Genomic DNA, 25,958 nt, shown 5'->3' on the forward strand with positions numbered 1-25,958 from the left:
ATGGGGGGTTTCAGAGAACGGCCCACACCCGGGTCTTTGCCTGGGGCCCCTGCTCGAGACTAAAAGTCGGAGGGAAGAACCAGCGTGCCTAGCGAATACGCGAAGACACTGGGCGGCAAGTTGCGCGCCATCCGCCAGCAGCAAGGTTTGTCGCTGCACGGCGTGGAAGAGAAGTCCAAGGGTCGCTGGAAGGCGGTCGTCGTCGGCTCGTACGAGCGTGGCGATCGGGCCGTCACTGTCCAGAAGCTCGCCGAGCTCGCCGATTTCTACGGCGTGCCGATCCGTGAGCTGCTGCCTGGTTCGGCCAGCGCGGCCGCCGCGGCAGCCGCTCCCCCCAGGTTGATCCTCGACCTGGAGGCCCTGCAGCACCTCGACGCGAGCGAGGCCGGTCCGCTGACGCGGTACGCGGCCACCATCCAGGCTCAGCGCGGGGACTACAACGGCAAGGTGCTGTCGATCCGTCAGGACGACATGCGCACGCTCGCCGTGATCTACGACGAGTCGCCGACCACGTTGACCGAGCGCTTCATCTCCTGGGGCGTGCTGAACCCGGAGGCGAAGGGCGACGTCGAGGAGGCGTCCGAGGCCGCCGGAGCCTGAGCACCACCACGCGCGACCAAGACGGTCGGGGCTCGTAGCAGCTTGCCCGCGGCCGCCTGTCCGTCCCACTTCACTGGGACGGCCCCACTGACCGATTCGCTGTCACCGGCTGGACGTGCCCGTCGCTCGCCCAGCTGACCCGGATCTCCTCGGCGCTCCACGGCCGAGGAACCACCTCACCACCGCACCAGGCGCGCACTTCGCACCGCGCGTCGCGGCGTACGGGCCGGCAGCGGCCGTCAGCACGTAGTACCAGCAAGGCGAAGCAGTAGTCAGGACCACAGCAGGACGCAGTGAGGCAGACTGCGCACACGCAGCACGAGTCGGCACCGTTCGCGGTGACGGCTTGTTCAGGCCGGGGCCGTTCCCCCCGCGCCGCTCACGGGGAGGACGCATCGGCCCGGGACCGCACCGAGGCGGTACCGGGCCTGATCTGTCTCTGCGCGGGCTCTTCTTCGCGACACCAGGCGCTTCCGCGCGACCGCCAGGCCGACCCGGCGGTCAGACGCCGAGGGTCGGCTTCAGCTGGAGCAGCCGGGCCAGCAGACCGTTGACGAACGCGGGCGACTCGTCGGTGGACAGGTCCCGCGCGAGCGCGACGGCTTCGCTGACCGCGACCACGTCCGGCACCTGCTCGTCGAACAGCAACTCGTACACCCCGATCCGCAGCACGTTGCGGTCGACCGCCGGCATCCGATCCAGCGTCCAGCCGACCGAGTGCGTGCTGAGCAGGTCGTCGATCGCGGCGATGTGCTCGGCGACACCCTCGACCAGCGCCACGGTGAACTCGTTCACCGGCGGGTCGTTGTCGGCCACGCGATCGGCCAGGGTGCCGCCGACCGGCAGTCCCCGGACCTCCGACTCGTACAGCACGTCCAGGGCGCGCTTGCGGGCCTTGCTGCGGGCAGACATGTTCGGTTGTCGCTCCAGTGTCCGGTGGCGGGTCAGGACGTGACGCGGCCGAGGTAGTCCCCGGTCCGGGTGTCCACCTTGACCTTTTCGCCGGTGGTCAGGAACAGCGGGACCTGGATCGTGTACCCGGTCTCCAGCTTGGCCGGCTTGGTACCACCGGTCGACCGGTCGCCCTGCAGGCCCGGCTCGGTGTACTCGACGGTGAGCTCGACCGAGGCCGGCAGCTCGACGTACAGCGGGATGTCGTTGTGCACCGCCACGATGGCGTCCTGGTTCTCCAGCAGGAAGTTGGAGACGTCGCCGACCACGTCGGGCTGGATCTGCAGCTGGTCGTAGGTGCTCTTGTCCATGAACACGAACGCCGCGCCGTCGTTGTACAGGTAGGTCATGTCGCGCTTGTCGACACTGGCCACCTCGACCTTGACGTCGGCGTTGAAGGTCTTGTCGACCACCTTGCCGGACAGCACGTTCTTCAGCTTGGTCCGGACGACCGCGCCGCCTTTGCCGGGCTTGTGGTGCTGGAACCACACGACGGACCACAGCTGCCCATCCAGGTTGAGCACCATGCCGTTCTTGAGGTCGTTCGTCGTCGTTGCCACGCGTGGGAGCCCTTCGGAATTGATCAGCGGTACACCGGATTGTAGCGGTCGGTGCGGGGTTCGGCCGATTCGCGCGGACCCGGTGGGCTCTACGCTGGAACAGGCAGGTCCCAGCACCCGGCCGAGAGAGGTCCCTCGTGGAGTTCATCATCCCGATCGCGGTGGTCGTGTTCATCGCGCTCGCGACGCGGGCCCTCAACGCCCGCAGCACCGGCGGCCGGAACCCGGGTACGCCGTCGCCTCGGGTCCAGCGCCTGCTCGAACGGCTCGAGGCGCAGCAACGAGGCGCGCAACCGATGGGCCCGACAGGTCAGTACACGCAGCCCGCGCCGTACGCCGGTGGCGGTGGCGGGCCGGTCGGCGACGGCTACGGGACGCCCGGCAACCCGAACATGCCGGTGCAGAGCTCGACCCAGATGGCCGGTGTGCTCGACCATCGCCGGCACGCCGCGCAGAGCGGTCACCAGCCGTCGACGCCGGGCCAGCACGCCACCGGGCCGTACCCGGGGCAGGCGGTTCCCGGCCAGTTCCCCAACCAGTACGCGCCTCCCGGCCCGCCGCCGAGCATGCCGTTCGGGCAGCCGGGGCAGTTCCAGCCGCCGGGGCCGTGGTTCCAGCAGGCGCCGCCGCAGTCGTACCAGCTGCCGGCGGTCAAGCCGTCGCTGTCGCCGCGTGACATCGACGCCCGGGTGCGGGAGATGATGAGGACCGGCAACGAGGTCGGCGCCGTGCGGCTGCTCTGCGACGAGCAGGACCTGGGCATCATCGACGCGCAGAAACGCGCTCGCGCGCTGGTCGCGCCGGCGGGTGGACCTGGCAACGGATCGGGCGGATCGGCCGACCGCGTGCGGTCCGTCGGAGAACGCCCAGAGAGCGCTTCCTCCGGCTCCGGGGCCTCGGACGAGGAAACCCGGTACGTCGGCTCGGCCGCGTTCGCGCAGTCCTTGTTCGACACCGACCGCGACGACGAGGAGAGCTGGGCCAGCGGCTGGGTCGACCCGCCGGACCCCGGCGACCGCACCGACATCCAGGAACTCTGGCAGACAGTCCGAGACGGCCGCAGCCGCGACTGACCCGGCTGACCGGCTGCGCCTCTCCCGCGACGGACGCCCAGCGGTCTCCCGCGACGGACGCGCAGCAGTCTCCCGCGACAGATGCACAGCAGTTTCCGGTGACGCACGCACCGGTCTCCCGCGACTCAGGCGCAGGAGTCTCCCGTGACGCACGCAACCCGGCTCCCGCGACTCAGGCGCAGCAGTCTCCCGTGACGGACGCGCATCCGGCTCCCGCGACTCAGGCGCAGCCGCGAGGTCCGGTGGGTACCGGGCAGCCGCCCACGGCGGTTCAGGTCGAGGCCCTGCACGCACCGCTCGCCTGACCGGCACCTCAATCCCAAAGCACCGTGATGACGCGGCTGCGGGTGGTGAAGTGCGGGCCGGCGGGCAGGTCGGTGGCAGGAGTTCCGAGGGGGTGTACGACGAACACCGGATCCGGCCGTCCCCGTCGCTCCTCGTCCCAGCGAAGGACCTGCGCGACCAGCTCTTCGGCGAGCCGCCGGGCGTCCGGTCCGTGCGCTCGTGCGCCGATCTCCACCGCATTCTTCGTCGGCCCGGGCTGGGAAGTGAGATAGCCGATCGTCGCATCCCGGACGACCGCCGACCCGCCCCACCGCAAGGCCGGTCGTACCAACCGGCTCTTCACCGCCCGGCGCGTCGCGGTCAGCACGCAGTACCCGGGAAAGACCGACGCCAGCCACAGGTCGAGCTGGCAGAACGACTCCTCGCGCCCCAGCAGCACGCGCGACCACCGCACCTCGGGCGTCTCCCGCAGCACCCCCGGCAGCAGCACGGCCTCAAGCACCTGATCCGCGTCCAGCTGCAGGGCGACCTTGTCCGGCTCGATCTCGACCAACCGCTCGTGCGCGGCCCCCGCCCCCTGCATGGAGACGAAGCCGCACACGACACTCGAGCGGCTCCACAGCACCCCAGCCGAACCAGGCGATCGCTCCAGGTCGAAACCGATCGACCGCGTCTGCCCCCGCAGCCGCAGCGGTACGACGATGCGTCCCCCGTCGGCGAGCTGGTCGACCCAGGCGGGAGCGATGTCCCCGGCCGTCACCGTGACGATGATCCGGTCGAAGGGAGCGCTCTCCGGGTATCCGAACTGCCCGTCGGTCCGGGCCACCCGCACCCGCTCGTACCCGGCCGCATCCAGCGTCGCCCGCGCCCGCTCGGTCACGTCCGGATCGATGTCGATCGTGGTGACCTCACCTTCCGGCCCGACCAACTCGCTCAGCAGCGCCGCGTTGTACCCGCCGGAGCCGATCTCCAGCACGCGGTGACCGCGCCGCACGCCGGTCTGCTCCAGCATCAACGCGACCAGCGAAGGCTGCGAGACCGAGCTGATCGGCACCCCTGCCTCGTCGCGCTTCATCAGCACCACGTCGTCGGCGTACGCGACCTCGACCGGGGCGTCCGGCACGAAGAGATGCCGTGGCACCGTCCTGAACGCAGCCACGACCGCTTCGCTGGAGAGCGCTCCCTGATCGGCCAGCGACCCGGTCAACGCCGCCCGCAACGACTCGACGTACCGCTGATCGTTGCTCACGGCATCATCAGTCCGTCTTGTCGCCCAGGGACTCGAGCACGGTCCGCAGGGTGCCCGCCAGCGCCTCGCGTTCGGCCGGACAGAGCGCTGCCAGCAGTTTCTCCTCGGTGGCCAGGTGCGTCGGCAGGACCGCGTCGATCAGCCGCAGTCCCGCCTCGGTCAGCGACACCTGAACTCCGCGACCGTCGGTCTCACTCGGCCGGCGCGAGACCAGTCCGCGCGCTTCCAGCCGGTCGAGCCGCTGCGTGATCGCGCCGGAGGTGACCATCGACGACCGCATCAGGCCGGCCGGAGTCAGGCTGTGCTCGGAGTTGCTCCGGCGCAGCGTCGCCAGGACGTCGAAGGAGGCGGAATCCAGGTCGTGCGCGGCGAAGTTGCGCCGCAGCTCGGTGTCGACCAGCTGCGCCAGCCGCTTCAGCCGCCCGAGCACAGCCATCGGTGAGGCATCCAGATCCGGGCGCTGCTCACTCCACTGCGCCAGGACCAGGTCGACATGATCTGCCATGACTTCCACCCTAGTGGATTTCTCTTAGTGGTGAGCGAAATTCCCTGGACAACTAGCTTAGTGCTGAGATACTTTATCTTAGTGCTAAGCAATCGTCTCGCTCTCGTCCTCACCACCGCGCTCGCGCCGGCCCTGTGGGTCACCACCTATCTCGTCACGACGGAGTTCCTTCCGCCCGGCCGTCCACTGCTCGCCGGCGTACTGCGCGCCCTGCCCGCGGGCCTGCTCCTGGTCGCGCTCACCCGGGAACTGCCCCGGGGCCAGTGGTGGTGCCGGGCTCTGGTGCTCGGCGCCCTCAACATCGGGGCGTTCTTCGCTCTGTTGTTCGTCGCCGCCTACCGCTTGCCCGGCGGAGTCGCCGCAACCGTCGGCGCGATCCAGCCCCTCCTGGTTGCGCTGCTGGCCGCTGGACTTCTGGGCCAGCGGCTCACCTTCCGCACCGTGCTCGCTGCAATCGCCGGCATCTTCGGCGTCAGCCTGCTCGTGCTCCGTGCGGACGCCCGCCTGGACGCCTGGGGCATCGCTGCCGCGCTGGGCGGCGCCGTCGTGATGGCGACCGGCGTCGTCCTGAGCAAGCGCTGGACCTCGCCCGCCTCGCTCCTGGCGACCACCGGTTGGCAACTGGTTGCCGGCGGGCTGCTCCTGGTCCCCGTCACGCTGATCGTCGAGGGAGCGCTTCCCCGTTCTCTCAGCGTTCCGAACGTGCTCGGATACGCGTACCTGACGTTGATCGGCTCCGCCCTGGCCTACGCTCTCTGGTTCCGCGGCCTCCGAGCCCTGGGTCCCACGGACGTCACCTTCCTGGGCCTCCTCAGCCCGGTGGTCGCCACCCTCCTGGGCTGGCTGGCGCTCCACCAGAGCCTGACCTTCCCCCAACTAGCCGGAGCACTCGTCGTCCTGGCCTCCCTGACCACCGCCCAACTCAAACGAACTCCCAAGCCTCCGACCCCAACCGCGCCCGTCGTCCCGGTCCAGCGCATCGCCTGCACCTCCGCCGCGCCCGCTGCCCCAGTGACGACCCCAGGACCGCCGGTGGCGCTCTCGGCGCCGCACCCGAACTGACGCGCCCGGACCCGCAGAGTGCGCCGGCCGAAAGACAGCGCCGGCGTCGGCAGGTCGGCTCGCTGGGTGGCGCGGAACGCTGGCTGAGTCCGCCGGTCAGCGGCTCACGGTGGCGCGGAGCGCTAGCTAAGTCCGGTCAGCGGCTCGCGGTGGCACGGAGCGCTAGCTGAGTGCGGTTCTGGCAGTCGAGGTCGGCCATCAACCGTGAGACGTGTCCCTTGATGGTGCCTTCGCTCAAGTACAGCCGGCGGGCGATGTCTGCGTTCGACAGTCCTTCGCCGAGCAAGGCCAGGATCTCCCGCTCCCGGCCGGACAGCGCTTCGAGCTGGGGGTCCGGATCAGTGGGCGTCGAGCTGTTCGCCAGGTCGCGGAGCCGGTGGACCGCTTCAGGCGACAGCACGGACGCCCCGGCAGCCGCTGCCAACACCAGCTGGACCAGCGTGCTCGTCGGCGTGCTCTTCAGCAGGTAACCGGCCGCGCCTGCGTCGAGTGCGGCGAGCAGGTGGTCATCGGTGTCGAAGGTCGTCATCACGACGACCACCGGCGGCTCGGGAAGGGACCTGACCTCGGCGGTGGCAGCCACGCCGTCGACGCCGGGCATCCGCAGGTCCATCAGCACGACGTCCGGCCGGTCCCGGATCACCGACTCCACGGCGGCGGCCCCGTCCTCGGCCGTCCCGATGACCTCGACGTGGCCACTGCCGTCGAGGATGGTTCGGAGGAACGCGCAGACCATCGGCTCGTCGTCGACGATCAGCACCCGGACGGGACGGCCGTTCGGGTCAGCCATGGAGGGCGCGGACTCGAGGCAGCGTCACCAGCAAAGCGTAGCCACCCCGAGGCTCGGCGCCGCTCTCACAGTGTCCACCGAGCAGTTCGACCCGGCGACGCAGTGCCGTGAGTCCCACGCCACCGCCCGGCTCGGTGCGGCTGCCTGGCTCAGGAGCGCTGTTGCGGACCAGGATCTCGACGTCATCCGCCACCGCCACGACGACCTCGACCGTGCTTCCTGGCGCGTGTCGCCGGGCGTTGGTCAGTCCTTCCTGCACGACCCGGTCGACCGTGCGCACCAGAACGGGTGGCAGGAGCAGGTCCGTGCCCAGCACCACCAGCCGTACCGACTGCCCGGCGGCGCGCGCCTCCGCCACCAACTGCCGAGCCGCACGGGCCACCATCTCGGGCCCAGGGTCCGGCCCAGAATCCGGCCCAGAGTTCCGCCCAGAATCCGGCCCGAGCGCACCATCCGCTTCGGACGCGCGACGCGTTCCGGGTGCGGAGTCCGTGGGCTTGTGCAGCAGGCGGACCAGCCTGCGGAGGTCCGCGAGCGCCGCCGAGCCGAAACCGCTCAATTGCGAACCCGCCAGTTTCACCGCCGGGTCGTCCGTCATCAGCGTCAGCGTGTTCGCCCGGAGGACCAGCAGGGTCAAGTGACGGCCGAGCGTGTCGTGGATCTCGACCGCGAGCCGCTCCCGCTCTGCCCGCTCCGCCTCTCGCTGGGCCGTCACCCGCTGCCGCGCCAAAGCCTCCAGCTGGTCGCGCCGCGCCTGGCGCAGCCGAAGCCCCAGCATCACCGTGATCGACCCGAGAATCGGTACCGCCGCGGCAAGTACCGCGGTCAGCCATGACCAGCCGGCGCCTGCCCGGCTGCCCACCACCACCAGGTAGCCGGCGCCCGAACCAACCGCCACGACAAGCTGGTACCAGGACCGGGCGTACTCGAAGACCCGCGTCGCTGCCCACCCGAGCGCGACCGGTGTCCAGGCGACGGCGCCGACCGCGATCAGGTTCGGCCACGGCGGCGCGGCAAGCACCAGTCCGCCGGAAACCGCAGCCGCGGCGGCGAAGCCGAGGTGCGGCTGGTGATGCCACCGGCTGATCACGAAGGTTGCGGCCAGCTGAGCGACCACCCCGAGTGTCAGCACGAGAACCGCCGAGCTGGACAAGCGCCCAGGCAGCGTCGGTGCGACAGCCGGCGCGAGGCCGGTCGACAGCACGGTGATCCCGGTCAGCAGCCTGTTCAGCGGCACGGCGCCTGCCATGGCCAGCACCTTAGACCGGCCGGTCCGGCAGAAGGCCGATGACCGGGACGGCCACGACTTTCGTCCGGCGAGTTCGGACGAAAGTCTCGTCGTCTCCACCGCTTGGCAGTGACACCGACAGGTGGCCGCCGGCCAGGGTTGCACCGACGAAGGAGGAGGACCGATGCGAACCAAACTCATGGCGATCGCCGGCGCAGGCGTGCTGGTGACCGCGCTCGGCTCGGCGGCGACGGCCGGAGTCACCAGCCAGGGCAGCGATCCGGGCGCCGCCCAGACCGCGGCCGCGGCCACACCGCCGGTCACCCTGACCACCGGCGGACTGGTGCGAGGTACCACCGGCCGCGGGGTGGACCGCTACTCCGGTATTCCGTACGCCGCCCCGCCGCTCGGCGCCTTGCGCTGGCGGGCTCCGGCACCGGCGAAGTCGTGGTTCGGGGTCCGGGACACCACCCGGCCGGCGGCACCCTGCCTACAAGTTGCCAACGGCAAGCAGCTTGCCGGCTCGGCGGAGGACTGCCTGTACTTGAACGTCATCCGGCCGCACCGGCCGGCGAAGCTCGGTCCGAAGACACTCCGTCCGGTGATGGTCTGGCTGCACGGCGGCGGCAACGCGACCGGCGACGGCGCGGAGTACGACCCGGCCCGGATGGCCGACCACGGCGACGTCGTGGTCGTCACGCTGAACTACCGGCTCGGTCTGTTCGGCTTCTTCGGCCATCCCGGGCTGGCCCACTCGGGTACCTTCGGCCTGCTCGACCAGCAAGCCGCGCTGCGTTGGGTGCAGCGCAACGCGCTGTTCTTCGGCGGTGACCCGGGCAACGTCACGCTGTTCGGCGAATCGGCCGGCGGCGTGGACGTCTGCGCCAATCTGGTCTCCCCCGCCGCCCGTGGGCTGTTCCATCGCGCGATTCTGCAGAGTGGTTCGTGTCATCTCGGCGTTCCGACCACCGCCGCGGGCGGCGGTCCCGTGTACACCATGCGCGACGGTGCTCCGTTCGCTCCGGTGGCCGAGGTCCGCACGGAGGGTGCGACGCTCGCTGCCCGGATCGCTGCAGGCAGCTGCGCCAAGGCAGCGCGGCGCCTCGACTGCCTGCGGAAGCTTCCCGCCGCCGACCTGCTCAGCGTCAGCAGCGGGTTCGGCCTCGCCAGCGGCACTGCCGCGCTGCCGCTGGACGGCCGAGAGGCATTGCGCACAGGCCGCTTCAACCGGGTCCCGGTGCTGTCCGGCAACACCAGCGACGAGGCGCGCTTCACGACGATGTTCGTCGAGTACCTCACCGGACGGGAGATCGACGCGGCCGGCTACCGAGCGCTGCTGCGGCAGACCTTCGGCGCGGATGCCGCGGCGGTCGAGAAGGTGTATCCGGCGGCACCGGATCCGGCGCTCGCCTTCGCGGCGATGGACACCGACCGGATCTTCGCCTGCCCCCAGCAGGAGACGACCCGGGCGCTGAGCCGCTTCACCCGGACCTACGCCTACGAGTTCGCGGATCGAACCGCCCCGACCTACAACCTGTGGCTCACCGACCTGCCCCCAGGCGCCTCGCACGCCGCCGAACTGGCCTATCTCTTCGATTTGCGCTCAGGCGCTCCGTACTCCGGTCTGACGCCGGTCACGCTGACTCCCGCCCAACGCCGACTGGGCGACCGGATGATCGACTACTGGACCGGCTTCGCGCGCTCGGGCCGCCCGGACGGCGTCGACTGGCCGCCCTACACCGTCCGAACGCCGTATGTACGAGCTCTTTCCACCGACGGGGACGGCCGCATCGACGCCGCAGCAGCACACCGGTGCGCTTTCTGGACTGCGCTGGGAGGCTGAGGGAAGTCGACCCAGGGACCGGACACCTCAGCCGGTGCGAGGCTCGTCAGGAGGTGAGCGTGGTCAGCGCGCGGAGGGCCAGGCGGTAGGAGTTGAGGCCGAAGCCGGCGATGGTGCCGGAGGCGACGGCGGCGACGACGCTGGTGTGGCGGAAGTCCTCGCGGGCGGCGGGGTTGCTGATGTGGATCTCGATCAGCGGGGCGGTGCGCTGGGCGCAGGCGTCGCGGAGGGCGTACGAGTAGTGGGTGAAGGCGGCCGGGTTGAGCACGACCGGGTACTTGTGGTCGGCGGCCTCGTGCAGCCAGCCGACGAGTTCGGCCTCGTCGTCGGTCTGGCGGACCTCGACGGACAGGCCGAGCTCGGCGCCGGCCTGCTCGCAGTCGGCGACCAGGTCGGCGAACGTGGTGGCGCCGTAGACGTCCGGCTCGCGGGAGCCGAGGCGGCCGAGGTTCGGTCCGTTCAGTACGAGTACCTTTTGGCCTGCTTCAGTCACGGGCCAACCCTAGTGCCCAGCGCTCGGAACGCCCGGGTGGCCTCAGCGACGGCGAGGGGATGGCGGGCCGCGGCGGACTGGCCGGCGGAGAGGGCCTCCCAGTTGCGGCGGGCGAGGATCTGCTGGGTGGAGCTGAGGTAGGCGGCGAGCAGTTGGGCGTCCAGGTCCGCGTCGAAGCGGGGTCCCGAGCTGGGCTCGGCGGCCAGGCCGTCGGCCGACTTCGCGGCCAGGGCGGCGGACGGGGCAGCAGCGAGCGCGGCGGCGAGCGCGGCCTGGTCGGCGGCGATGAACTGGTGCAGGTGGGTGGCCAGCGCCGGGGTGGTGAAAACCAGGCGGTAGTACGCGAGCACGTGCGAATCGTCGTTCAGGCCGGTCACGGGGTCGCGGTGATCGAGACCGGTCAGGAAATGCGTCAGCAGCGCTTCGGCGGGAGGCGCGGTGGACGCCTCGACCACCCGGGCCGCTTCCCCGGCGTGGTCGGCGATGCGGTGCAGGGCGAGGTCCTGCTTGCTGGCGAAGTACTTGAACAGCGTCGGCTTCGACACGTCGGCGGCCGCCGCGATGTCCGTCACCGAGACCTGGTCGAAGCCGCGCGCGAGGAACAGCTCGATCGCCACCCGGGACAGGGTGTCGTGCGTCTGCTGCCTCTTCCGTGCGCGCAATCCGGTCACACCGACGACTCTACCGCTGGTGTTAACCTGGACAAAGTTTTGACCGAGTCAACTTTTGGAGAGGTGACATGCGCGGGCTGGAGGAGGAACGCCGGTACGCCGATCGCTGCCGCGACGCACTGCGGGCCATGATCGCCGGGGCGCGGCAGAACGTGGTGGTCGGCGAGGACACCTGGGGCGACCGGTACACGGCCGAGCGGCTCGGGTACCACTTGAAGAGCCTCGCCCGGGAACTGGCGGACGAGGGCGACGGTCCGCCGTTCTTCGGGCTGGTCGGGTACCGCGACGACGAGCAGGCGCAGGAGCACCGCGGTCAGCTGTACTACCTCGGCCGGCGGCACATCTCCGACGCCATCGGGCGGCCGCCGCTGGTGATCGACTGGCGCGCGCCGGTCGCGACCACGTTCTACCGGGCAACCGCCGAGGACCCGCAGGGCATCGCCGTCCGCCGCCGCTTCGGCTGGTCCGGCGAGAAGCTGACCAGCCTCGAGGACGAGTCGCTCGCCGGCGCGGAGCACACCGCGGAAGGCGGAAACGAGCAAGAGCGCACGGACGGGAGCCGAAGCACCGGCGGCGTCGACGGCGCGCGCGGCATCGGCGGCATCCTGCGGGCGGAGATCGAGCGGCCACGGGTGGGTCCGATGCGGGACATCGTCGCCACGATCCAGCCGGAGCAGGACGAACTGGTGCGCGCCGAGCTCGCCGAGTCGATCTGCGTGCAGGGCGCACCAGGAACCGGCAAGACGGCGGTCGGGCTGCACCGGGCGGCGTACCTGCTGTATGCGTACCGGTCGCGGCTGCAGCGCAGCGGCGTACTGGTACTGGGGCCGAACCAGGCGTTCCTCCAGTACATCTCGGCCGTGCTGCCGACCTTGGGCGAGGTCGATGTGGAGCAGACGACGATCGACCAGCTCCTTGCCGTCGGCATCGACGCGACGGACCTCCCGGAAGCCGCGGCGGTGAAGCACGACGCGCGGATGGCCGAGGTTCTGCGCCGGGTGCTGTACCGGCGGATCGGTACGCCGACCGAGGCCGTCGTGGTGCCGGACGGTTCCTACCGGTGGCGGGTCAACCAGTACGAGTTCGAGCAGCTGGTCGACGAGGCGCGGGCCGAGGCGACGGCGTACGGGGTCGGGCGGGAGCGGGTGGTGTCGCGGCTGGTCGCCGCGCTGCAGCGGCAGGCGGAGACGCGCGGGCAGAACTGCAACCGGGTGTGGCAGCGCCGGATGGCGCGAGCGGTCAGCCCGGCGGTGGAGGCCGTGTGGCCGGTTGCGAAGGCCGCCGAGGTGCTCGCGGAGTTCCTCAGTGACCCCTTCCGAAGCGAGGCAGGCGAAAGCAACCGGGACGGCGGACTGAGCAGCGAAGAGCTCGCGGCGATCGCCTGGAAGCGGCCGCGGAAGGCGAAGAGTGCGCGGTGGACCGCCGCCGATGCCGTTCTGCTGGACGAGTTGGCAGCGTTGATCGCGCGCGGGCCGGGGTACGGGCTCGTGATCGTGGACGAGGCGCAGGATCTGTCCCCCATGCAGTGCAGGGCCATCGCTCGGCGCAGTGAGCACGGTTCGCTGACCGTCCTGGGCGATCTGGCGCAGGGTACGACGGCGTGGGCGGCGCGGAGTTGGGCCGAGCAGCTGACGCATCTCGGGAAGCCGGACGCGGAGGTGGTCGCGCTGACCACGGGGTACCGCGTGCCGGCTGCCGTGGTGGCGATGGCGAATCGGTTGCTGGAGGTGTTGGCTGTCGAGCAGGCGATCGACGTGCCGGCGACGCGGTCGTTTCGCAGCGACGGGCGGCTGGTGGTGCAGCGGGTCGACGATCTGGCCGGCAGTTGCGTCGACGCCGCCCGGGCTGCGTTGAAGGAGGAGGGCTCGATCGGGGTGATCGCCGCCGACCACGCCGTCGCGGGGCTGACCGACGTACTGCGGGCCGAAGATCTCGTGGCCGACCGGCTCACCGTGGTCCCGGCGAGTTTGGCGAAAGGGCTCGAGTACGACCACGTGATCGTGGTCGAGCCCGCCGACGTCGTCGAGGCCGAACCGCGCGGGATGAACCGTCTCTATGTTGTCCTGACCCGAGCGGTCTCCCGGCTGGACGTCCTGCACCACCGGCCGCTGCCGATCGGGCTGACCTGAGGCGAACCACGGCGGCAACGCCGGACTCTTCCCGGTATGAGCACACAGACAGCACTGCTGGGGGCGCGGATGGGGCCACGAGCCGAGCCGGTCACGGTGGAGGCGACGGATCGCGACCTGTGGGAACGGCTGCGGCAGGCCGATGAGGCGGCGCTGACGGTGTTGTTCCACCGGCACAGTGACGCCGTCTACAACTTCGCCTTCCGCCGCACGTCGTCCTGGTCCGCAGCGGAGGACGTCGTCCAGGCGACGTTCACGGCCCTGTGGCGGCGGGCCCGGGACCGGCGGGTGGACGCGCTCCTGCTGGACTCCGCGCGACCGCTGCTGCTGGTGATGGCCGGCCACGAGTGCGGCAACGTCCTGCGCGCCACCCGGCGGCAGCGCGCGTTGACCGGCCGGCTGGAACTGGTCGACGCGGCCGGGGCCGTCCCGGACCACTCCACCGCCGCCGCGGCGCGGATCGACGACGAACGCGCGATGAGCGACATCCGCCGGGTCCTCGACCGGATCCCGGCCAAGCAGCGCGAGGTGGTCGAGCTGGTGGTCTGGGCCGACTGCTCGATGGCCGAGGCCGCCCGCGCCCTCGGCGTACCGGAAGGCACCGTGAAGTCCCGGCTGGCCCGGGCCCGCAGCTCGCTGGCCGGGCTGCTCGACGTCGACACTCTGGAGGGACTGGTATGACACCGCGACTGCCGGCGGAGCGCACACTCCCCCACAAGCAGGAAATCCTCGAACGCGTCCTCGCCGACGACGTCACCCAGCGGCCCCGACGGCGGTGGCTGGTACCGGCCGCCGCGGCCGCTTCCGTGGTCGTCGTCGCCGGTGGCCTGGTCGCGCTCGACCTCGGCGCCGACAGTCCGCCGGTGAGCGGGCCGACGACGGCGACGACACCGACCCCCAAGACCCCGGTCAGGCTGACCGCGGGCGAGGTAGCCGTGGCTGCCGGCCCGGTGAGCACCGCGGACGCGCAGGCACTCGCTCGGGCCTGCGTCACCCAGGAAGGCCGTCCGGCCGGCAAGGTGGGCCGGATCACCCATCGCGTGCAGGTGCTCAGCTGGGCGGACCGGCGCAAGACCCAGAACAGCGTGGTCGTGCAGGACACGTCGGACGGGCTGATCTACGGCTGCGTGGGCTTCCCGGACACCAAGGTCCGCAACGGGATCGCCGTGCAGGGGGTCGAGGTGTCGCTGATCGGCGGTGACGCCGCCGAGGCGCGCAAGCGCAAGTCGGTGATCAACCCGACCGACGCGACCCACCCGGCTGTGCCGACCGACGGCGGCAGCAGCCGGTACTTCATCCGCTTCGACACCCAGCCCGACCTGCTGACCACCGAGGCCTGGTACCGCGTGGACGCGCGGGTGGTCGTGATGCGGCAGCGCTTCGTCGTCAAGGGCGCGCCGGGACCGTGGTTCGTGGCCAAGCCGATCGACGGATACGTCTTCCTGCGCAGCCGGGACAAGTCGACCGCGTTGCGCCAGGGTGACCAGGTACGGCTCGAGACCCAGGTGATCGGCCGCGGAGGCAAACTGCTGGACGCTCCGGCCGACCAAAAGGGCGGCGGCGGCCTGACTCCGAGCCCGGGGACCACCCGGGTCGACACCGGCACTGTCGGCCTCACCCCGGACGGCCGCGCCGGCTGGCTGAACTTCACCAACCGCTGACCCTCGGCCACACCTGACCTCGCCCGCGGCGGCTCCCGGGGGTGAGGTCAGGTGACTTCGGTGTAGGCGGCGATGAGCAGGCTGGGGTCCGGCGCCTCGAGAACGGTCGGCTTGGCCAGCGCATCCAGGATGACGAAGCGCAGGCGATCGGCCCTCGTCTTCTTGTCCAGCTTCATCGCGTCCTGCAGGTGCGGCCAGGCGTCCGCGCGGTACTTCACCGGCAAGCCGAGCGACTCCAGCACCGTCCGGTGCCGATCGGCGGTGGCGTCGTCCAGGCGGCCGGCGGCCCGGGCGAGCTCGGCGACGAAAACCATGCCGATGCTGATCGCGGCGCCGTGCCGCCACTTGTAGCGTTCGACCCGCTCGATCGCGTGGCCGAGCGTGTGACCGTAGTTCAGCGCCTCCCGGCCGATCGCGCCGCCGGCCGCGGTGGTCCGCTCACGCAGGTCGGCGCCGACGGTGTCGGCCTTGACCTGGATCGCACGGGCGATCAGTTCCTCGGTGTGCTCGTACGCCGGTTCGCCGGCGCCCGCCGGGTCCTTCTCCACCAGGTCGAGAATCACCGGGTCGGCGATGAAGCCGCACTTCACCACCTCGGCCAGGCCGCTGACGTAGTCGTTCCTCGGCAGCGTCTCCAGCGCGGCCAGGTCGCACAGCACGCCGGCCGGCTCCCAGAACGCACCGACCAGGTTCTTGCCCTCGGCCGTGTTGATGCCGGTCTTGCCGCCGACGGCCGCGTCGACCATGCCGAGCAGGGTGGTCGGGATGTGCACCACCTTCACCCCGCGCAACCAGGTCGCGGCCACGAACCCGGCCAGGTCGGTCGTGGTACCGCCGCCGATCGACACGATCGCGTCCGACCGGGTGAAACCGGCCTGCCCGAGCACCGACCAGCAGTACGCGAGCACCTCGGCGGACTTGGCTTCCTCGGCGTCCGGGATCTCGATCGCGTGCGCGGTGAACCCGCTGCCGACCAGGTCGTCGCGGATCGCGTCGCCGCTGGCCCGCAGCGCGCGCGGGTGGATGACGGCGACCCGCTGCACACCCTCCCCGAGCAGACCCGGCAGCTCGCCGAGCAGGTTGTCACCGATCACCACGTCGTACGGCGCGGCGGCGGCGACCGTGATTCTGCGCGTGCTCATCCGAGCTGCTCGGCGATCTCGTCGGCGATCTCCTCCGGCGTGCGGCCGTCGGTGGTCACGGTCAGCTTGGCGACCTCGGCGTACAGCGGGCGGCGGGCGTCCATCAGGTTCTTCAGCTGGGTCCGGACGTTGCCGAGCAGCAGCGGCCGGGCGACGCCGAGACCGACCCGCTTGGCCGCCTCACCGACCGACACGTCCAGGTAGACGACGGTGTGACCGGACAGGTCGGACCGGGTGTCGGCGTCCAGGATCGCGCCGCCGCCGACCGAGAGCACCGCGTCGCCGTCCTGCAGCGCGGCGACGATCGCGGCCCGCTCGAGCGCGCGAAAGGCCGGCTCGCCGGAGTCGACGAAGATGTCGGAGATCGGCTTGCCCGCCGTGGTCTCGACGTCGGTGTCGGTGTCGCGGTGCAGCTTGCCGAGCTTGGCCGCGAGCAGCGCCGCGACGGTCGACTTGCCGGACCCGGGCGGCCCGACGAGCACCACCACCGGTCCGCTCACTCCGCGCTCCACTCGCGCGGCTGGATGGTCTCCGGCAGGCTCGCCAGGTAGGCGCGGTGGTTGCGCGCGGTCTCGGTCACCGAGTCGCCGCCGAACTTCTCCAGCGCGACGTCGGCGAGCACCAGCGCGACCATCGCCTCCGCCACGATGCCGGCCGCGGGAACCGCGCACACGTCGGAGCGCTGGTGGTGCGCCGAGGCCGCCTCGCCGGTGCTGGTGTCGATCGTGCGCAGCGCCCGCGGCACCGTCGCGATCGGCTTCATCGCGGCGCGCACCCGCAGCGTCTCCCCGGTGCTCATGCCGCCCTCGGTGCCGCCCGAGCGGCCGCTGGTACGCCGTACCGTGCCGTCCTCGGCGACGATCTCGTCGTGCGCCTTCGAGCCCGGCGTCCGGGCCAGCTCGAAGCCGTCGCCGAGCTCGACGCCCTTGATCGCCTGGATGCCCATCAGCGCACCGGCCAGCTTGCTGTCCAGCCGGCGGTCCCAGTGCACGTAGCTGCCCAGGCCCGGCGGCAGCCCGTCGACCACCACCTCGACGACGCCGCCGAGGGTGTCACCGGCCTTCTGCGCGGCGTCGATCTCGGCGACCATCGCCTTGCTCGCGTCCGCGTCGAGGCAGCGCACCGGGTCCGCGTCGAGCGCGGCCAGATCGGCGTACGCGGGCAGCGAACCGTACGGCGCCTTGACGGTGCCGAGCTCGACCACGTGGCTGACGATCGTCACGCCGAGCGCCTGCCGGAGGAAGCGCGCAGCGACCTCGCCGAGCGCGACCCGGGCGGCGGTCTCCCGGGCGCTGGCGCGTTCGAGCACCGGGCGGGCCTCGTCGAAGCCGTACTTCTGCATGCCGGCCAGGTCGGCGTGACCGGGCCGGGGCCGGGTCAGCGGGGCGTTGCGGGCCAACTCGGCGAGCGCCGCGGGGTCGACCGGGTCGGCGGACATCACCTGCTGCCACTTCGGCCACTCGGTGTTGCCGACCTGGATGGCGACCGGGCTGCCGAGCGACAGCCCGTGCCGGAAGCCACCGAGGAACGTCACCTCGTCCCGCTCGAACTTCATCCGGGCGCCTCGGCCGTAGCCGAGCCGACGACGGGCGAGGGCGTCGGCCACGTCGTGCGTGGTGACCTGGACGCCTGCGGGAAGACCTTCGAGTACGGCGACGAGCGCTTGTCCGTGCGACTCGCCGGCGGTGAGCCAGCGCAGCATGCGGCGATTCTCCCACGGGGCCCGGAACCGCCGGACGTCAGTCTCACGTCAGACGCCTGGACCGCGCGCCCCGCGGGGTGCGGGCGGCTACAGTCGGGCGCCGAGCGGATGGAGGGTTTCTGGTGGAGCGGCGGGTCGAGGAGCAGTACCGGGCGCGGGTGCGGGGCTGCCTGCTGGGTGGGGCGGTCGGTGACGCGCTGGGTGGGCCGATCGAGTTCCGGGACGCGGCGAACATCGTCGCGGAGCATCCGGACGGCGTACGGACGTTCGTTGCGGGTGGCAACGACTGGCCGCCGGGCACGGTGACCGACGACACGCAGATGACGCTGTTCGCGGTGGAGGGGCTGATCCGGGCCGGGGTCCGGACCGATCGCGGACTCGGGCTGACGGTCGCCGTCACGCAGCACGCGTTCGACCGCTGGCTGGACACCCAGCTGCTGCCGGGTCCGAGCGGCCAGCGCGACGGGTGGCTCCAGGGTGAGCAGTGGTTGTACGCGCGGCGCGCGCCCGGCAACACCTGTCTCACCGCGCTGACCGAGGCCCGCAAGGGCGATCGCCAGATCAGGCAGTTCGGAGCCCAGGCCGTCAACAACTCGAAGGGCTGTGGCGGAGTGATGCGGGCTGCGCCGTTCGGACTGCTGCCGCACGAGAACCACACCCAGTGGGTGTTCGACGCGGCGGCCGAGTCCGCCGGGTACACGCACGGCCATCCGACCGGCAAGCTCGCGTCCGGTGCGCTGGCCGCGCTGATTTACGAGATCTGCCAGGGCGCGGGCCTCGACGCGGCGCTCGACACCACCCAGGACCTGCTCAGCCGCTACCCGGCGCACGAGGAGACCAGTACGGCGCTCGCTGCCGCGCGCGAGCTCGCCAAGGCGGGCAAGCCGGGACCGGCGACGGTGGAGCAGCTCGGCGGAGGCTGGATCGCCGAGGAGGCGCTCGCGATCGGTGTGTACGCCGCTCTCGCGCGTCCCGAGCCGGAGCAGTTCCTGGACGCGCTCGCGCTGGCGGTGACGCATTCCGGGGACAGCGACTCCACCGGCGCGATCTGCGGCAACCTGCTCGGCGCGCTGCACGGTGAGACCGCGCTGCCCGCCGAACTGGTCTTTGCCGTCGAGGGCCGGGGCGTCATCCTGCAGCTGGCCGACGACTTCGTGCTGGAGTTCGTGCACGGCCGGCGCCTGCACGGCGACCACGGCCCGGAGACCGCCTGGCGAACCCGCTACCCCGGCTGGTGATCCGGGCTGGGCCGGGGCGGCCGGCCAGTCCCCCGAGGATCAGGCCCGGCGCCCCGGCCGGCTCGCGCGGAACCTCGCGGCCGGCGAGCCCGGTCAGCTTCTCATTCGGCGGGCTCGATGGAAAGCCGGTGCCGGAAGACGTTGCCCGGGTCCCAGCGCTTCTTGATCCGCTGCAGCCGCGGATAGTTGCCGAGGTAGTACAGCGTGTGCCAGGGCACCCCGGACGTGTTCTGCTCGGGGTCGGCGAGGTCGCGGTCCGGGTAGTTGATGTACGAGCCGGCGTTGATCTCGTTCGGCACCGGCACCCCACCGGTGTCGCGGTAGATGTCGCGGTAGACCGTGCGCAGCCAGCCGATGTGCTTGGCGTCCTCGGCCGGATCCGTCCAGCCGACGGCCGTCACCATCTTGGCGATCACGTCACGCTGAGCCGTCGCGGTGGCGCCGGACGGCACGGTGTTCACCTGGCCGCCGTACGGCACGAGCAAAAGCGTGGCCGCCGTCGCTCCGGTGTACGACGGGTCGCTGAGGTGCCGGTAGATCGTCTCCAGCTGCGCGTCGGTGTAGCCCTTGCGCAGGTAGCCCGCCTTGTACTTCTCCCGCCCGGGATCGGTCGTCTCGGCGATCGACCGCTGGATCGTGGTCCGCAGGAACGGCCCTTCGCCGGCTTCGATCACCTGCGGCGCCGGCGTGACCCCCTCGACCATCGCGGCGTTGAACGCGGCCAGCAGCTTCGCCGCGTCCGGTACGCCGGCGTCGATCTGGGTCGAGAGCAGGAAGCTGCCGCTGGACACGTGCGTCAGGATCAGCGGGCTGTACAGCGTCGCGTACGGCGAGTCCGGCGCGTTGTTGCGCTCGTAGAAGTCGAAGAAGTTGCGCAGCGTGCGCAGGAAGCCGGCCTTGGTGACGGTCTTCCAGTCGTACACGGTGATGCTGGACAGCAACGATGAAGGCGCCTTGGGCAACAACTTGGCCGGGTCCGAACCACGCGCGCCGGCGGTGCGCATCAGGTAGCGGGTGACCACACCGAAGTTGCCGCCCCCGCCGCCGGTGTGCGCCCACCACAGGTCGCGGTACTGGTTGTCCCTGGTCGCGACGACCGCCCGGGCCCGGCGGTCCGCGCCGACCACGACGACCTCCACGCCGTACAGGTGGTCGACGACCGAGCCGTACCGGCGCGAGAGCGGGCCGTAGCCGCCACCGCTGAAGTGGCCGCCGACGCCGACACCGAGGCAGCCGCCGCCGGGCACGGTCACGCCCCAGCCGTAGAACAACGCCTTGTAGACGGTTTCCAGCGTCGCCCCGGCGCCGATCGAGAAGGCGCGGAGGCGTTCGTCGAAGCTGACCTCGTCGTACTGCGACAGGTCGATCAGCACCTCGACGTCGCTGTGGTCGACGAAGTCCTCGAAGCAGTGACCGCCACCGCGGACGGCGATCCGCTTGTTCGCCCGGACCGCCTCCTGGACGGCGTCGACGGCGTCCTGGGTGGAGTGCACCACCCTGGCGTAGTCGGGCTCGGCGACGAAGCGCCGGTTGATCCCGCGCTGCACGAGATCCTGGTAGCGCGCGTCGTCGGGCAGGACCTTGGTCCCGGCCGGACGACGGCCGGCGGTAGCGGTGGTGGGCGGTGCGGCGGCCGCGGTGAGCGAGGTGGCTCCGGGCAGCGCGACGGCGGCTCCGGCGGTGGCGGCGAGCAGGTGGCGGCGACTCAGGTTCGGCATGGTTTTCTCCCCACGAGGTTGACCACTGCCGACGCTAGTCAGCGACTCCCGTCGCGCGCGTCACCCGCGCGACTGATCCCGCAGGTCCACCTTCGGCCGACCCCGACCGGACTAACCCAGGTACAGGCGTTCCAGTGGTTCGCCGAACAGCACGCCGGCCACCGCGCCGACCAGCATGAACGGCCCGAACGGGAACATCTCCCGGCGCTTGAACACCTTCGCCAGCGTCAGCACGACGCCGAGCACCGCGCCGAGGAAGAACCCGCCGTACAGGCCGGTGATCAACTCGCCCCAGCCGAGCCAGCCCAGCGCCATCCCGAGCAGGCCCGACAACCGGACGTCCCCGAAACCGACTCCGCGCGGAAACACGAACCACAGCAGGTAGAACACCCCGAACCCGATCACCCCGGCGATCGCGGCCCGCCGCAGCGAGCCCCACTGCCCCGACACCGCCGCGCCGACCACCAGCGCCGCGGCGACCGCCCCGTACGTCGGCCAGATGATCGCCGACGGCAGGTACCGGGTGCGGGCGTCGATGTAGCCGAGCACCGCGCCGGAGACGGTGAGCACCAGCCAGGCGGCGAGACCGGCCGAGAGCCCGAGCTGCCAGCCGATCAGCCCGCCGCACACTCCGGCGAGCAGCGCGCACCAGGCCGCGGCGCGCGGCGTCGCCAGGTCGGCGTACCGGAGCTTGGTCTGGTCCTCGTCGAGGATCGGCTCGGGAATCCTGCGCAGCAGCCAGGGCCCGAACACGTACGCCGCCGGCGCGCAGACGATCGCCGCGGCGACTCCGGTGATCACGGGCTCCAGACCAGGCACGATCCCGCAGCCTAGACGATCCGCGGCCCGCCGCGAGCCGACCCTGTGGACAACCGGATCGGCGCGTCAGGCAACCACCGACGCGCCGCCGAGAGCCCAGCCGCGCGACCGCCGGCCCGACCGCCGGGCGAGCAGCTCAGCCCAAGGTGTAGGCGGTGCGGAAGAAGCCGGTCGGGTCGTACTTCTGCTTGACCGTGCGCAGCCGGGGCAGGCTGGACCCGTAGTACGAGCTCACCGCGCGGCCGGCCTCGAGGTAGTTGACGTAGCCGCCGGCGGAGAACCTGGCGACCGCTCGATGGCCGTCGCTGACGAACCCCTGGGCCGCGCGGAGCTGCGCCGTCGACGGCTGGCCGGGCAGCTCGGCGTACCACTGGATGACACCGAGCGCGGACCGCCACGGCCACGCCGAACCACCGGCCGGCTGGTTCGCCGCCTGACCGCCGAGCGGATCGAGGATCGCCGTGGCGACCAGCTTCGCCCTGGCCGCGGCCTTCACGACACCGAGCAGCCCGTCGATCGCGCCGGCGTCCATCGGGCCGCGCAGCACGTCCGACCCGGCCAGCCAGCCGGAGCGCGGGCTCGTCGTGCCACCGCCCAGGTACCGCACCGCTTCCATGTGCGTCTTCACGGTGATCGTCCGGGCCGAGCCCTTGGCCCCGACGAACGACTCCAGCTCAGCGGCCGCGGACGTCGCCGACCCGGTGGTCGAGATGCCGATGACGTGGACCGAGACGGTGCCGTTGTCGTCGGCACTGACGTGCAGATTTCCCCAGGTGGTGGCCGGGGCCTCCCGGGCGAAGCGCTGCCAGCCGCGCAGGACGGCGGCCGCCTTCGCCTCCGGCCAGCTCAGCCGGAAGAAGCCGAGCTTGCCGCCCGGGATCGTGGCCAGCCGGAACGACGTGACGATGCCGAGGTTGCCGCCGCCGCCACCGCGCAGCGCCCAGTACAGGTCGGCGTTCTGCGTCGCGCTCGCGGTCCGGACGACGCCGTCGGCGGTCACCACCTGCAGCGAGATCACCCGGTCGCTGGTCAGGCCGTAGGTGCGGGTGTGGATGCCCAGTCCACCGCCGAGCGCGAGACCGGCGATGCCGACCGTGGGACAGGTGCCGGTGGGCAGCGAGCGGCCGAACTTGTCGAGGTAGGCGTGCACGTCGTACAGCCGGGCGCCGGCGCCGATCTGGATCGCGGTGCTCACGTAGGCCAGGCTCTTGAGCGCGCCGACGTCGACCATCAGGCCGTTACGCACCGTGGATGCGCCGACGTACGAGTGGCCGCCGCCCTTCGGCACGCAGGCCAGCTTGTTCGTGCGGGCGAACAGAATCGCCTCGCGGACGTCGTCGACGCTGCCTGCCCGGACCACGCCGGCCGGTTGCACGGAGTCCCAGCGGGGGTTGAACAGCTGGTGCGCCCCGGCGTAGCCGGTCTGGCCCGGGCGGTAGAGCCGGCCGTCGAGGCGACGTGCGAGCCCGGTCCAGTCGGGGGCGGCGGTGGCCGCCTCACCTGGCCCCGTGGAGGCTACTTCGCTGGGCTTGGTGGAGGCCGCTTCGCTCGGACCGGTGGAGGCGGCTTCGCTCGGTCCGGCGCTCGCAGGTTTGGTGTCCGAGCAGCTGGTCAGGGTGGCGGCGGCCAGCAGACCCCCGGCCTTCAGGACTTCACGGCGGTCAAAACGGTTCACGATCGTCGAGCTCCTCCCGCGCGGCGGCTCTCATGGCCGCCAGCGGAGCCGGCGACCTCCCCGTCATCATCTCCACCTGGAGGGTGGCTTGATGCACGAGCAGGTCAAGTCCGTTCAGCAGCTCTGTCCCGATCCGGTGCGCCACGAGCGCGAGCTGGGTCGGCCAGGGGTGGTAGGCGACGTCGAAGACCACCGGCGCGACGGCGGCGAAGTGCTCGGCCCACCGGTCGACCGCTCCCCCGGGCAGCGTCGAGACGCACAGGTCGAAGCCGCCGATCTGCTCGACCTGGCCGAAGTCCGCGACCGAGGTTTTCAGCTCCAGCGCGGCCGCCAGGTCCCGCAGCCGCTCCGCCTTGGCGAGGTCGCGCACGACGAGCGTCACCTCGCTCACCTTGAGCCCGCGCAGGGCCGCCAGGGTGGACGCCGCGGTCGCGCCGCCGCCGAGCACGACGGCCGTGTCGGCGCCGGTGATGCCGCGCTCCGCGAACGCCGCGATCAGCCCCGGTACGTCGGTGTTGTGCGCCGAGCGGGACCCGTCGGGCTCGAACAGCATCGTGTTCGCGGCGCCGATCAGCTCGGCCACCGGGTCGACAGTGTCCACCAGCTCCAGCGCGACCCGCTTCAGCGGCATCGTCAGCGACAGGCCGCGTACGTCGTCACCGAGCGTCGCGAGGAACCCGCGCAGCTCGTGCTCGCCGACCTCGAACGCGTCGTACCGCCAGTCAAGCCCGAGCTCGGCGTACGCCGCGCGGTGCATCGCGGGCGACAGCGAGTGGGCGATCGGACTGCCCAGCACAGCACACCGGGTCATCGGGTCTCCACCGTCAGCATCGGCCCTTGTGGGCCTGGCACCAGGCCTGCAGTTTCTTCACGTTGGCCAGGTGCTCCTGGTCGGTGGCGGCGAAGGCAGTCTCGCCGGTGTCCAGGTTGACCAGGGTGAAGTACAGCCACGGGCCGGGCGTCGCGTGCAGCGCCGCGCGCAGGGTGTCCTTGCCGGGCGAGTTGATCGGCGTCGGCGGCAGCCCCCGGTTCTTGTAGGTGTTGTACGGCGAGTCGAGCGCGCGCTCCTCGTCGGTGGTGAAGACGCCGCCGCTCTTGCCGGCCACGTAGTGCACCGTCGAGTCCATCTGCAGCCGCATGCCGCGCTGCAGCCGGTTGTAGATCACCCGGGCGACCTTCGGGTAGTCCTCGGCCCGGTTGGTCTCGGCCGCGATGATGCTGGCCACGATCACCGCCTGGTACGGGTCGAGCTTCTTGCGCTGCGCCACCTGCGGCAGCTTCAGCTCGGCCTGCGTCTTGGCGAACTGCCCGGTCATCAGCCGCAGGATCGAGTACGCCGTCGCGTTCTTCGGCACGTCGTACGTGCCGGGGTAGAGAAAGCCCTCGGGATTGTTCTTCGCGTACGACGGCAGTCCGAGCGTCTCCGGCTTGGCCAGCGCGGCGGCCACCGACCCCGGCGGCAGCTTGATGACCTTGTTCTCCTGCAGCTTCTGCGCCACCACGTCCTTGGTCGAGCCGGAAACCACGCCGAAACGGGTGACCTTGATCGACTTGGCCGGGTCGAGCATCAGCGCGAGCGCGGCCTTGGCCGACATCTTCTTGCGCAACGTGTACGTCGCGGCCTGGAGCTGGACGCTGCGCGGCTCCTCGCGGGCGGCCCGCTCGAAGGCGCGGGCGCTCTTCACCACGTCCTTCTTCTCCAGCGTGTCGGCGATCGCCTGGGCGCTCTGGCCGCGGGTCACCTCGACCATCACCGAGCCGGTGCCCTCGCCGTCGTAGTCGGGCGCGGCGAACACCTGCTCCAGGTAGTCCCGGCCCTTGCCGAAACCGAACACCAGCCCGCCGATCAGCGCGCCCACCACGGCCAGCGACACCAGGCCGGCGAAGCAGCCGAAGCTGCGGCGGGCCCGCTGCTTGCGCCGGTTCGCGCGCCGCTCCACCCGGCTCTCCGGGCGCAGCCCGAGGTCGACGTCGAGGTCGTCGCCGCCGTCGACGTCGTCGCCGTGCACTGAGGTCCTGCTCATCGTTCGACCACCGCTGCTCCGTTCACAGGGGCCTCCCGGGTGGGTTGCCGGTCTCCCGCTCGAAGTCGAGCGCGTGTTGCAGAATCACGACCGCCGCGGCCTGGTCGACCACGGCCCGCCGCTTGGAGCCCTTCTTCCCGCGCTCCCGCAGCATCCGCTCGGCGGTGACCGTGGTGAACCGCTCATCCACCAGTCTCACCTCCGTGTCCACCTGCCGGGCCGCCACCAACTGCCGGACCTGCTCGGCGGTCGCGCGGATCTTGACCGCCGCCGGTCCTTCTCCCCCGTTCAACGAACGAGGCAGGCCGACGACGATCTCGAACGCTTCGAGATCGGCTACGAGCGTAACGATCCGGTCAAGGTCACCGGGACCCCTGCGCACGGTTTCCACCGGCGTGGCCAGGATCCCGTGCGGGTCACTGCTGGCGACCCCGATCCGGGCGTCGCCGATGTCCAGCGCGACCCGTACCCCTCGGCGCATCAGATCCCCTCACGGCCGGCTCGAGGCCCGGCCGCCGGGAAAGTCCCGGCGACCGGCCT

General features: G+C 71.4%; 25 protein-coding genes. 8 read left to right on the plus strand and 17 right to left on the minus strand.

Annotated features, from left to right (window positions below):
• Window positions 1–84 precede the first annotated feature (84 nt).
• Entirely contained in the window at window positions 85–600 is a 516-nt protein-coding gene (gene bldD / locus KFLA_RS21575; RefSeq protein WP_012921935.1) for a transcriptional regulator BldD, read from the plus strand.
• Between the two features lie 501 nt (window positions 601–1,101).
• On the opposite strand, the gene nusB is transcribed toward bldD, so the two are convergent.
• Both nusB and efp read right to left on the minus strand, forming a co-directional pair.
• On the minus strand, window positions 1,102–1,512 hold the full coding sequence (nusB, locus tag KFLA_RS21580) for a transcription antitermination factor NusB (RefSeq protein WP_012921936.1): 411 nt from the start codon (window positions 1,510–1,512) through the stop codon (window positions 1,102–1,104).
• Between the two features lie 32 nt (window positions 1,513–1,544).
• Complete coding sequence (efp, locus tag KFLA_RS21585; RefSeq protein ID WP_012921937.1) at window positions 1,545–2,111, minus strand: elongation factor P; 567 nt, start codon at window positions 2,109–2,111, stop codon at window positions 1,545–1,547.
• 137 nt (window positions 2,112–2,248) lie between these two features.
• On the opposite strand from efp, the gene KFLA_RS21590 reads away from it, so the two are divergent.
• A complete protein-coding gene (locus KFLA_RS21590; protein WP_012921938.1) occupies window positions 2,249–3,184 on the plus strand; it encodes a hypothetical protein in 936 nt (311 codons plus the stop codon).
• Between the two features lie 313 nt (window positions 3,185–3,497).
• Here KFLA_RS21590 and fxlM read toward each other — a convergent pair whose 3' ends face one another.
• The gene (gene fxlM, locus KFLA_RS21595) at window positions 3,498–4,718 is read right to left on the minus strand and encodes a methyltransferase, FxLD system (protein WP_012921939.1); all 1,221 of its coding nucleotides are present in this window, start codon (window positions 4,716–4,718) and stop codon (window positions 3,498–3,500) included.
• Window positions 4,719–4,725: 7 nt separating this feature from the next.
• Window positions 4,726–5,223 (minus strand): MarR family winged helix-turn-helix transcriptional regulator, encoded by a 498-nt coding sequence (locus KFLA_RS21600; RefSeq protein ID WP_012921940.1) that lies wholly within the window; start codon window positions 5,221–5,223, stop codon window positions 4,726–4,728.
• A gap of 81 nt (window positions 5,224–5,304) precedes the next feature.
• Between KFLA_RS21600 and KFLA_RS21605 the strand changes: the two genes are divergently transcribed.
• Window positions 5,305–6,285, plus strand: a complete 981-nt coding sequence (locus KFLA_RS21605) for an EamA family transporter (RefSeq protein ID WP_012921941.1) — start codon at window positions 5,305–5,307, stop codon at window positions 6,283–6,285.
• A 136-nt stretch (window positions 6,286–6,421) separates the two neighbouring features.
• Here KFLA_RS21605 and KFLA_RS21610 read toward each other — a convergent pair whose 3' ends face one another.
• Both KFLA_RS21610 and KFLA_RS35830 read right to left on the minus strand, forming a co-directional pair.
• Window positions 6,422–7,075, minus strand: a complete 654-nt coding sequence (locus tag KFLA_RS21610) for a response regulator transcription factor (RefSeq protein ID WP_012921942.1) — start codon at window positions 7,073–7,075, stop codon at window positions 6,422–6,424.
• Complete coding sequence (locus KFLA_RS35830; RefSeq protein WP_012921943.1) at window positions 7,068–8,324, minus strand: sensor histidine kinase; 1,257 nt, start codon at window positions 8,322–8,324, stop codon at window positions 7,068–7,070. Before KFLA_RS35830 ends, KFLA_RS21610 begins: the two co-directional genes overlap by 8 nt.
• Before the next feature lie 163 nt (window positions 8,325–8,487).
• On the opposite strand from KFLA_RS35830, the gene KFLA_RS21620 reads away from it, so the two are divergent.
• Window positions 8,488–10,146: a carboxylesterase/lipase family protein gene (locus tag KFLA_RS21620; protein ID WP_012921944.1), complete on the plus strand. Its 1,659-nt coding sequence runs from the start codon at window positions 8,488–8,490 to the stop codon at window positions 10,144–10,146.
• A gap of 46 nt (window positions 10,147–10,192) precedes the next feature.
• Here the strand turns inward: KFLA_RS21620 and aroQ are convergent, their stop codons facing one another.
• Window positions 10,193–10,639 (minus strand): type II 3-dehydroquinate dehydratase, encoded by a 447-nt coding sequence (gene aroQ / locus KFLA_RS21625; protein WP_012921945.1) that lies wholly within the window; start codon window positions 10,637–10,639, stop codon window positions 10,193–10,195.
• Window positions 10,636–11,310 carry a TetR/AcrR family transcriptional regulator gene (locus tag KFLA_RS21630; RefSeq protein ID WP_012921946.1) on the minus strand — a complete coding sequence of 225 codons (675 nt, stop codon included), beginning with the start codon at window positions 11,308–11,310 and terminating at the stop codon, window positions 10,636–10,638. The genes aroQ and KFLA_RS21630 overlap by 4 nt, the downstream gene beginning before the upstream one ends.
• Before the next feature lie 68 nt (window positions 11,311–11,378).
• On the opposite strand from KFLA_RS21630, the gene KFLA_RS21635 reads away from it, so the two are divergent.
• Genes KFLA_RS21635 through KFLA_RS21645 form a run of 3 tightly spaced genes read left to right on the plus strand, consistent with a single transcriptional unit; the run spans window position 11,379 to window position 15,100 of the window.
• The gene (locus tag KFLA_RS21635; protein ID WP_012921947.1) at window positions 11,379–13,439 is read left to right on the plus strand and encodes a HelD family protein; all 2,061 of its coding nucleotides are present in this window, start codon (window positions 11,379–11,381) and stop codon (window positions 13,437–13,439) included.
• 36 nt (window positions 13,440–13,475) lie between these two features.
• On the plus strand, window positions 13,476–14,120 hold the full coding sequence (locus tag KFLA_RS21640; RefSeq protein ID WP_202797006.1) for an RNA polymerase sigma factor: 645 nt from the start codon (window positions 13,476–13,478) through the stop codon (window positions 14,118–14,120).
• Entirely contained in the window at window positions 14,117–15,100 is a 984-nt protein-coding gene (locus KFLA_RS21645) for a hypothetical protein (RefSeq protein WP_012921949.1), read from the plus strand. The genes KFLA_RS21640 and KFLA_RS21645 overlap by 4 nt, the downstream gene beginning before the upstream one ends.
• Before the next feature lie 47 nt (window positions 15,101–15,147).
• Here KFLA_RS21645 and aroB read toward each other — a convergent pair whose 3' ends face one another.
• From aroB to aroC, 3 genes are read right to left on the minus strand one after another with little or no spacing between them, the layout of a single operon-like run.
• Window positions 15,148–16,242, minus strand: coding sequence for a 3-dehydroquinate synthase (aroB, locus tag KFLA_RS21650; RefSeq protein WP_012921950.1), 1,095 nt, complete (start codon window positions 16,240–16,242; stop codon window positions 15,148–15,150).
• Complete coding sequence (locus KFLA_RS21655; protein ID WP_012921951.1) at window positions 16,239–16,742, minus strand: shikimate kinase; 504 nt, start codon at window positions 16,740–16,742, stop codon at window positions 16,239–16,241. Before KFLA_RS21655 ends, aroB begins: the two co-directional genes overlap by 4 nt.
• On the minus strand, window positions 16,739–17,944 hold the full coding sequence (gene aroC / locus KFLA_RS21660) for a chorismate synthase (protein WP_012921952.1): 1,206 nt from the start codon (window positions 17,942–17,944) through the stop codon (window positions 16,739–16,741). The genes KFLA_RS21655 and aroC overlap by 4 nt, the downstream gene beginning before the upstream one ends.
• A 122-nt stretch (window positions 17,945–18,066) precedes the next feature.
• Between aroC and KFLA_RS21665 the strand changes: the two genes are divergently transcribed.
• Complete coding sequence (locus tag KFLA_RS21665; RefSeq protein ID WP_012921953.1) at window positions 18,067–19,182, plus strand: ADP-ribosylglycohydrolase family protein; 1,116 nt, start codon at window positions 18,067–18,069, stop codon at window positions 19,180–19,182.
• A gap of 101 nt (window positions 19,183–19,283) precedes the next feature.
• Here the strand turns inward: KFLA_RS21665 and KFLA_RS21670 are convergent, their stop codons facing one another.
• From KFLA_RS21670 to ruvX, 6 genes are all read right to left on the minus strand, one after another.
• Window positions 19,284–20,900: an FAD-binding oxidoreductase gene (locus KFLA_RS21670; RefSeq protein WP_012921954.1), complete on the minus strand. Its 1,617-nt coding sequence runs from the start codon at window positions 20,898–20,900 to the stop codon at window positions 19,284–19,286.
• A gap of 111 nt (window positions 20,901–21,011) precedes the next feature.
• Complete coding sequence (locus tag KFLA_RS21675; protein WP_012921955.1) at window positions 21,012–21,719, minus strand: prepilin peptidase; 708 nt, start codon at window positions 21,717–21,719, stop codon at window positions 21,012–21,014.
• 136 nt (window positions 21,720–21,855) lie between these two features.
• Complete coding sequence (locus KFLA_RS21680) at window positions 21,856–23,394, minus strand: FAD-binding oxidoreductase (protein WP_012921956.1); 1,539 nt, start codon at window positions 23,392–23,394, stop codon at window positions 21,856–21,858.
• Entirely contained in the window at window positions 23,381–24,205 is an 825-nt protein-coding gene (locus KFLA_RS21685; RefSeq protein ID WP_012921957.1) for a shikimate dehydrogenase, read from the minus strand. The genes KFLA_RS21680 and KFLA_RS21685 overlap by 14 nt, the downstream gene beginning before the upstream one ends.
• 13 nt (window positions 24,206–24,218) lie before the next feature.
• Window positions 24,219–25,418 (minus strand): endolytic transglycosylase MltG, encoded by a 1,200-nt coding sequence (gene mltG / locus KFLA_RS21690; protein ID WP_012921958.1) that lies wholly within the window; start codon window positions 25,416–25,418, stop codon window positions 24,219–24,221.
• A 22-nt stretch (window positions 25,419–25,440) separates the two neighbouring features.
• Window positions 25,441–25,899 (minus strand): Holliday junction resolvase RuvX, encoded by a 459-nt coding sequence (ruvX, locus tag KFLA_RS21695; RefSeq protein WP_012921959.1) that lies wholly within the window; start codon window positions 25,897–25,899, stop codon window positions 25,441–25,443.
• Between the last annotated feature and the right edge of the window lie 59 nt (window positions 25,900–25,958).

The sequence above is a fragment of the Kribbella flavida DSM 17836 genome, from assembly GCF_000024345.1.
GTDB lineage: Bacteria > Actinomycetota > Actinomycetes > Propionibacteriales > Kribbellaceae > Kribbella > Kribbella flavida.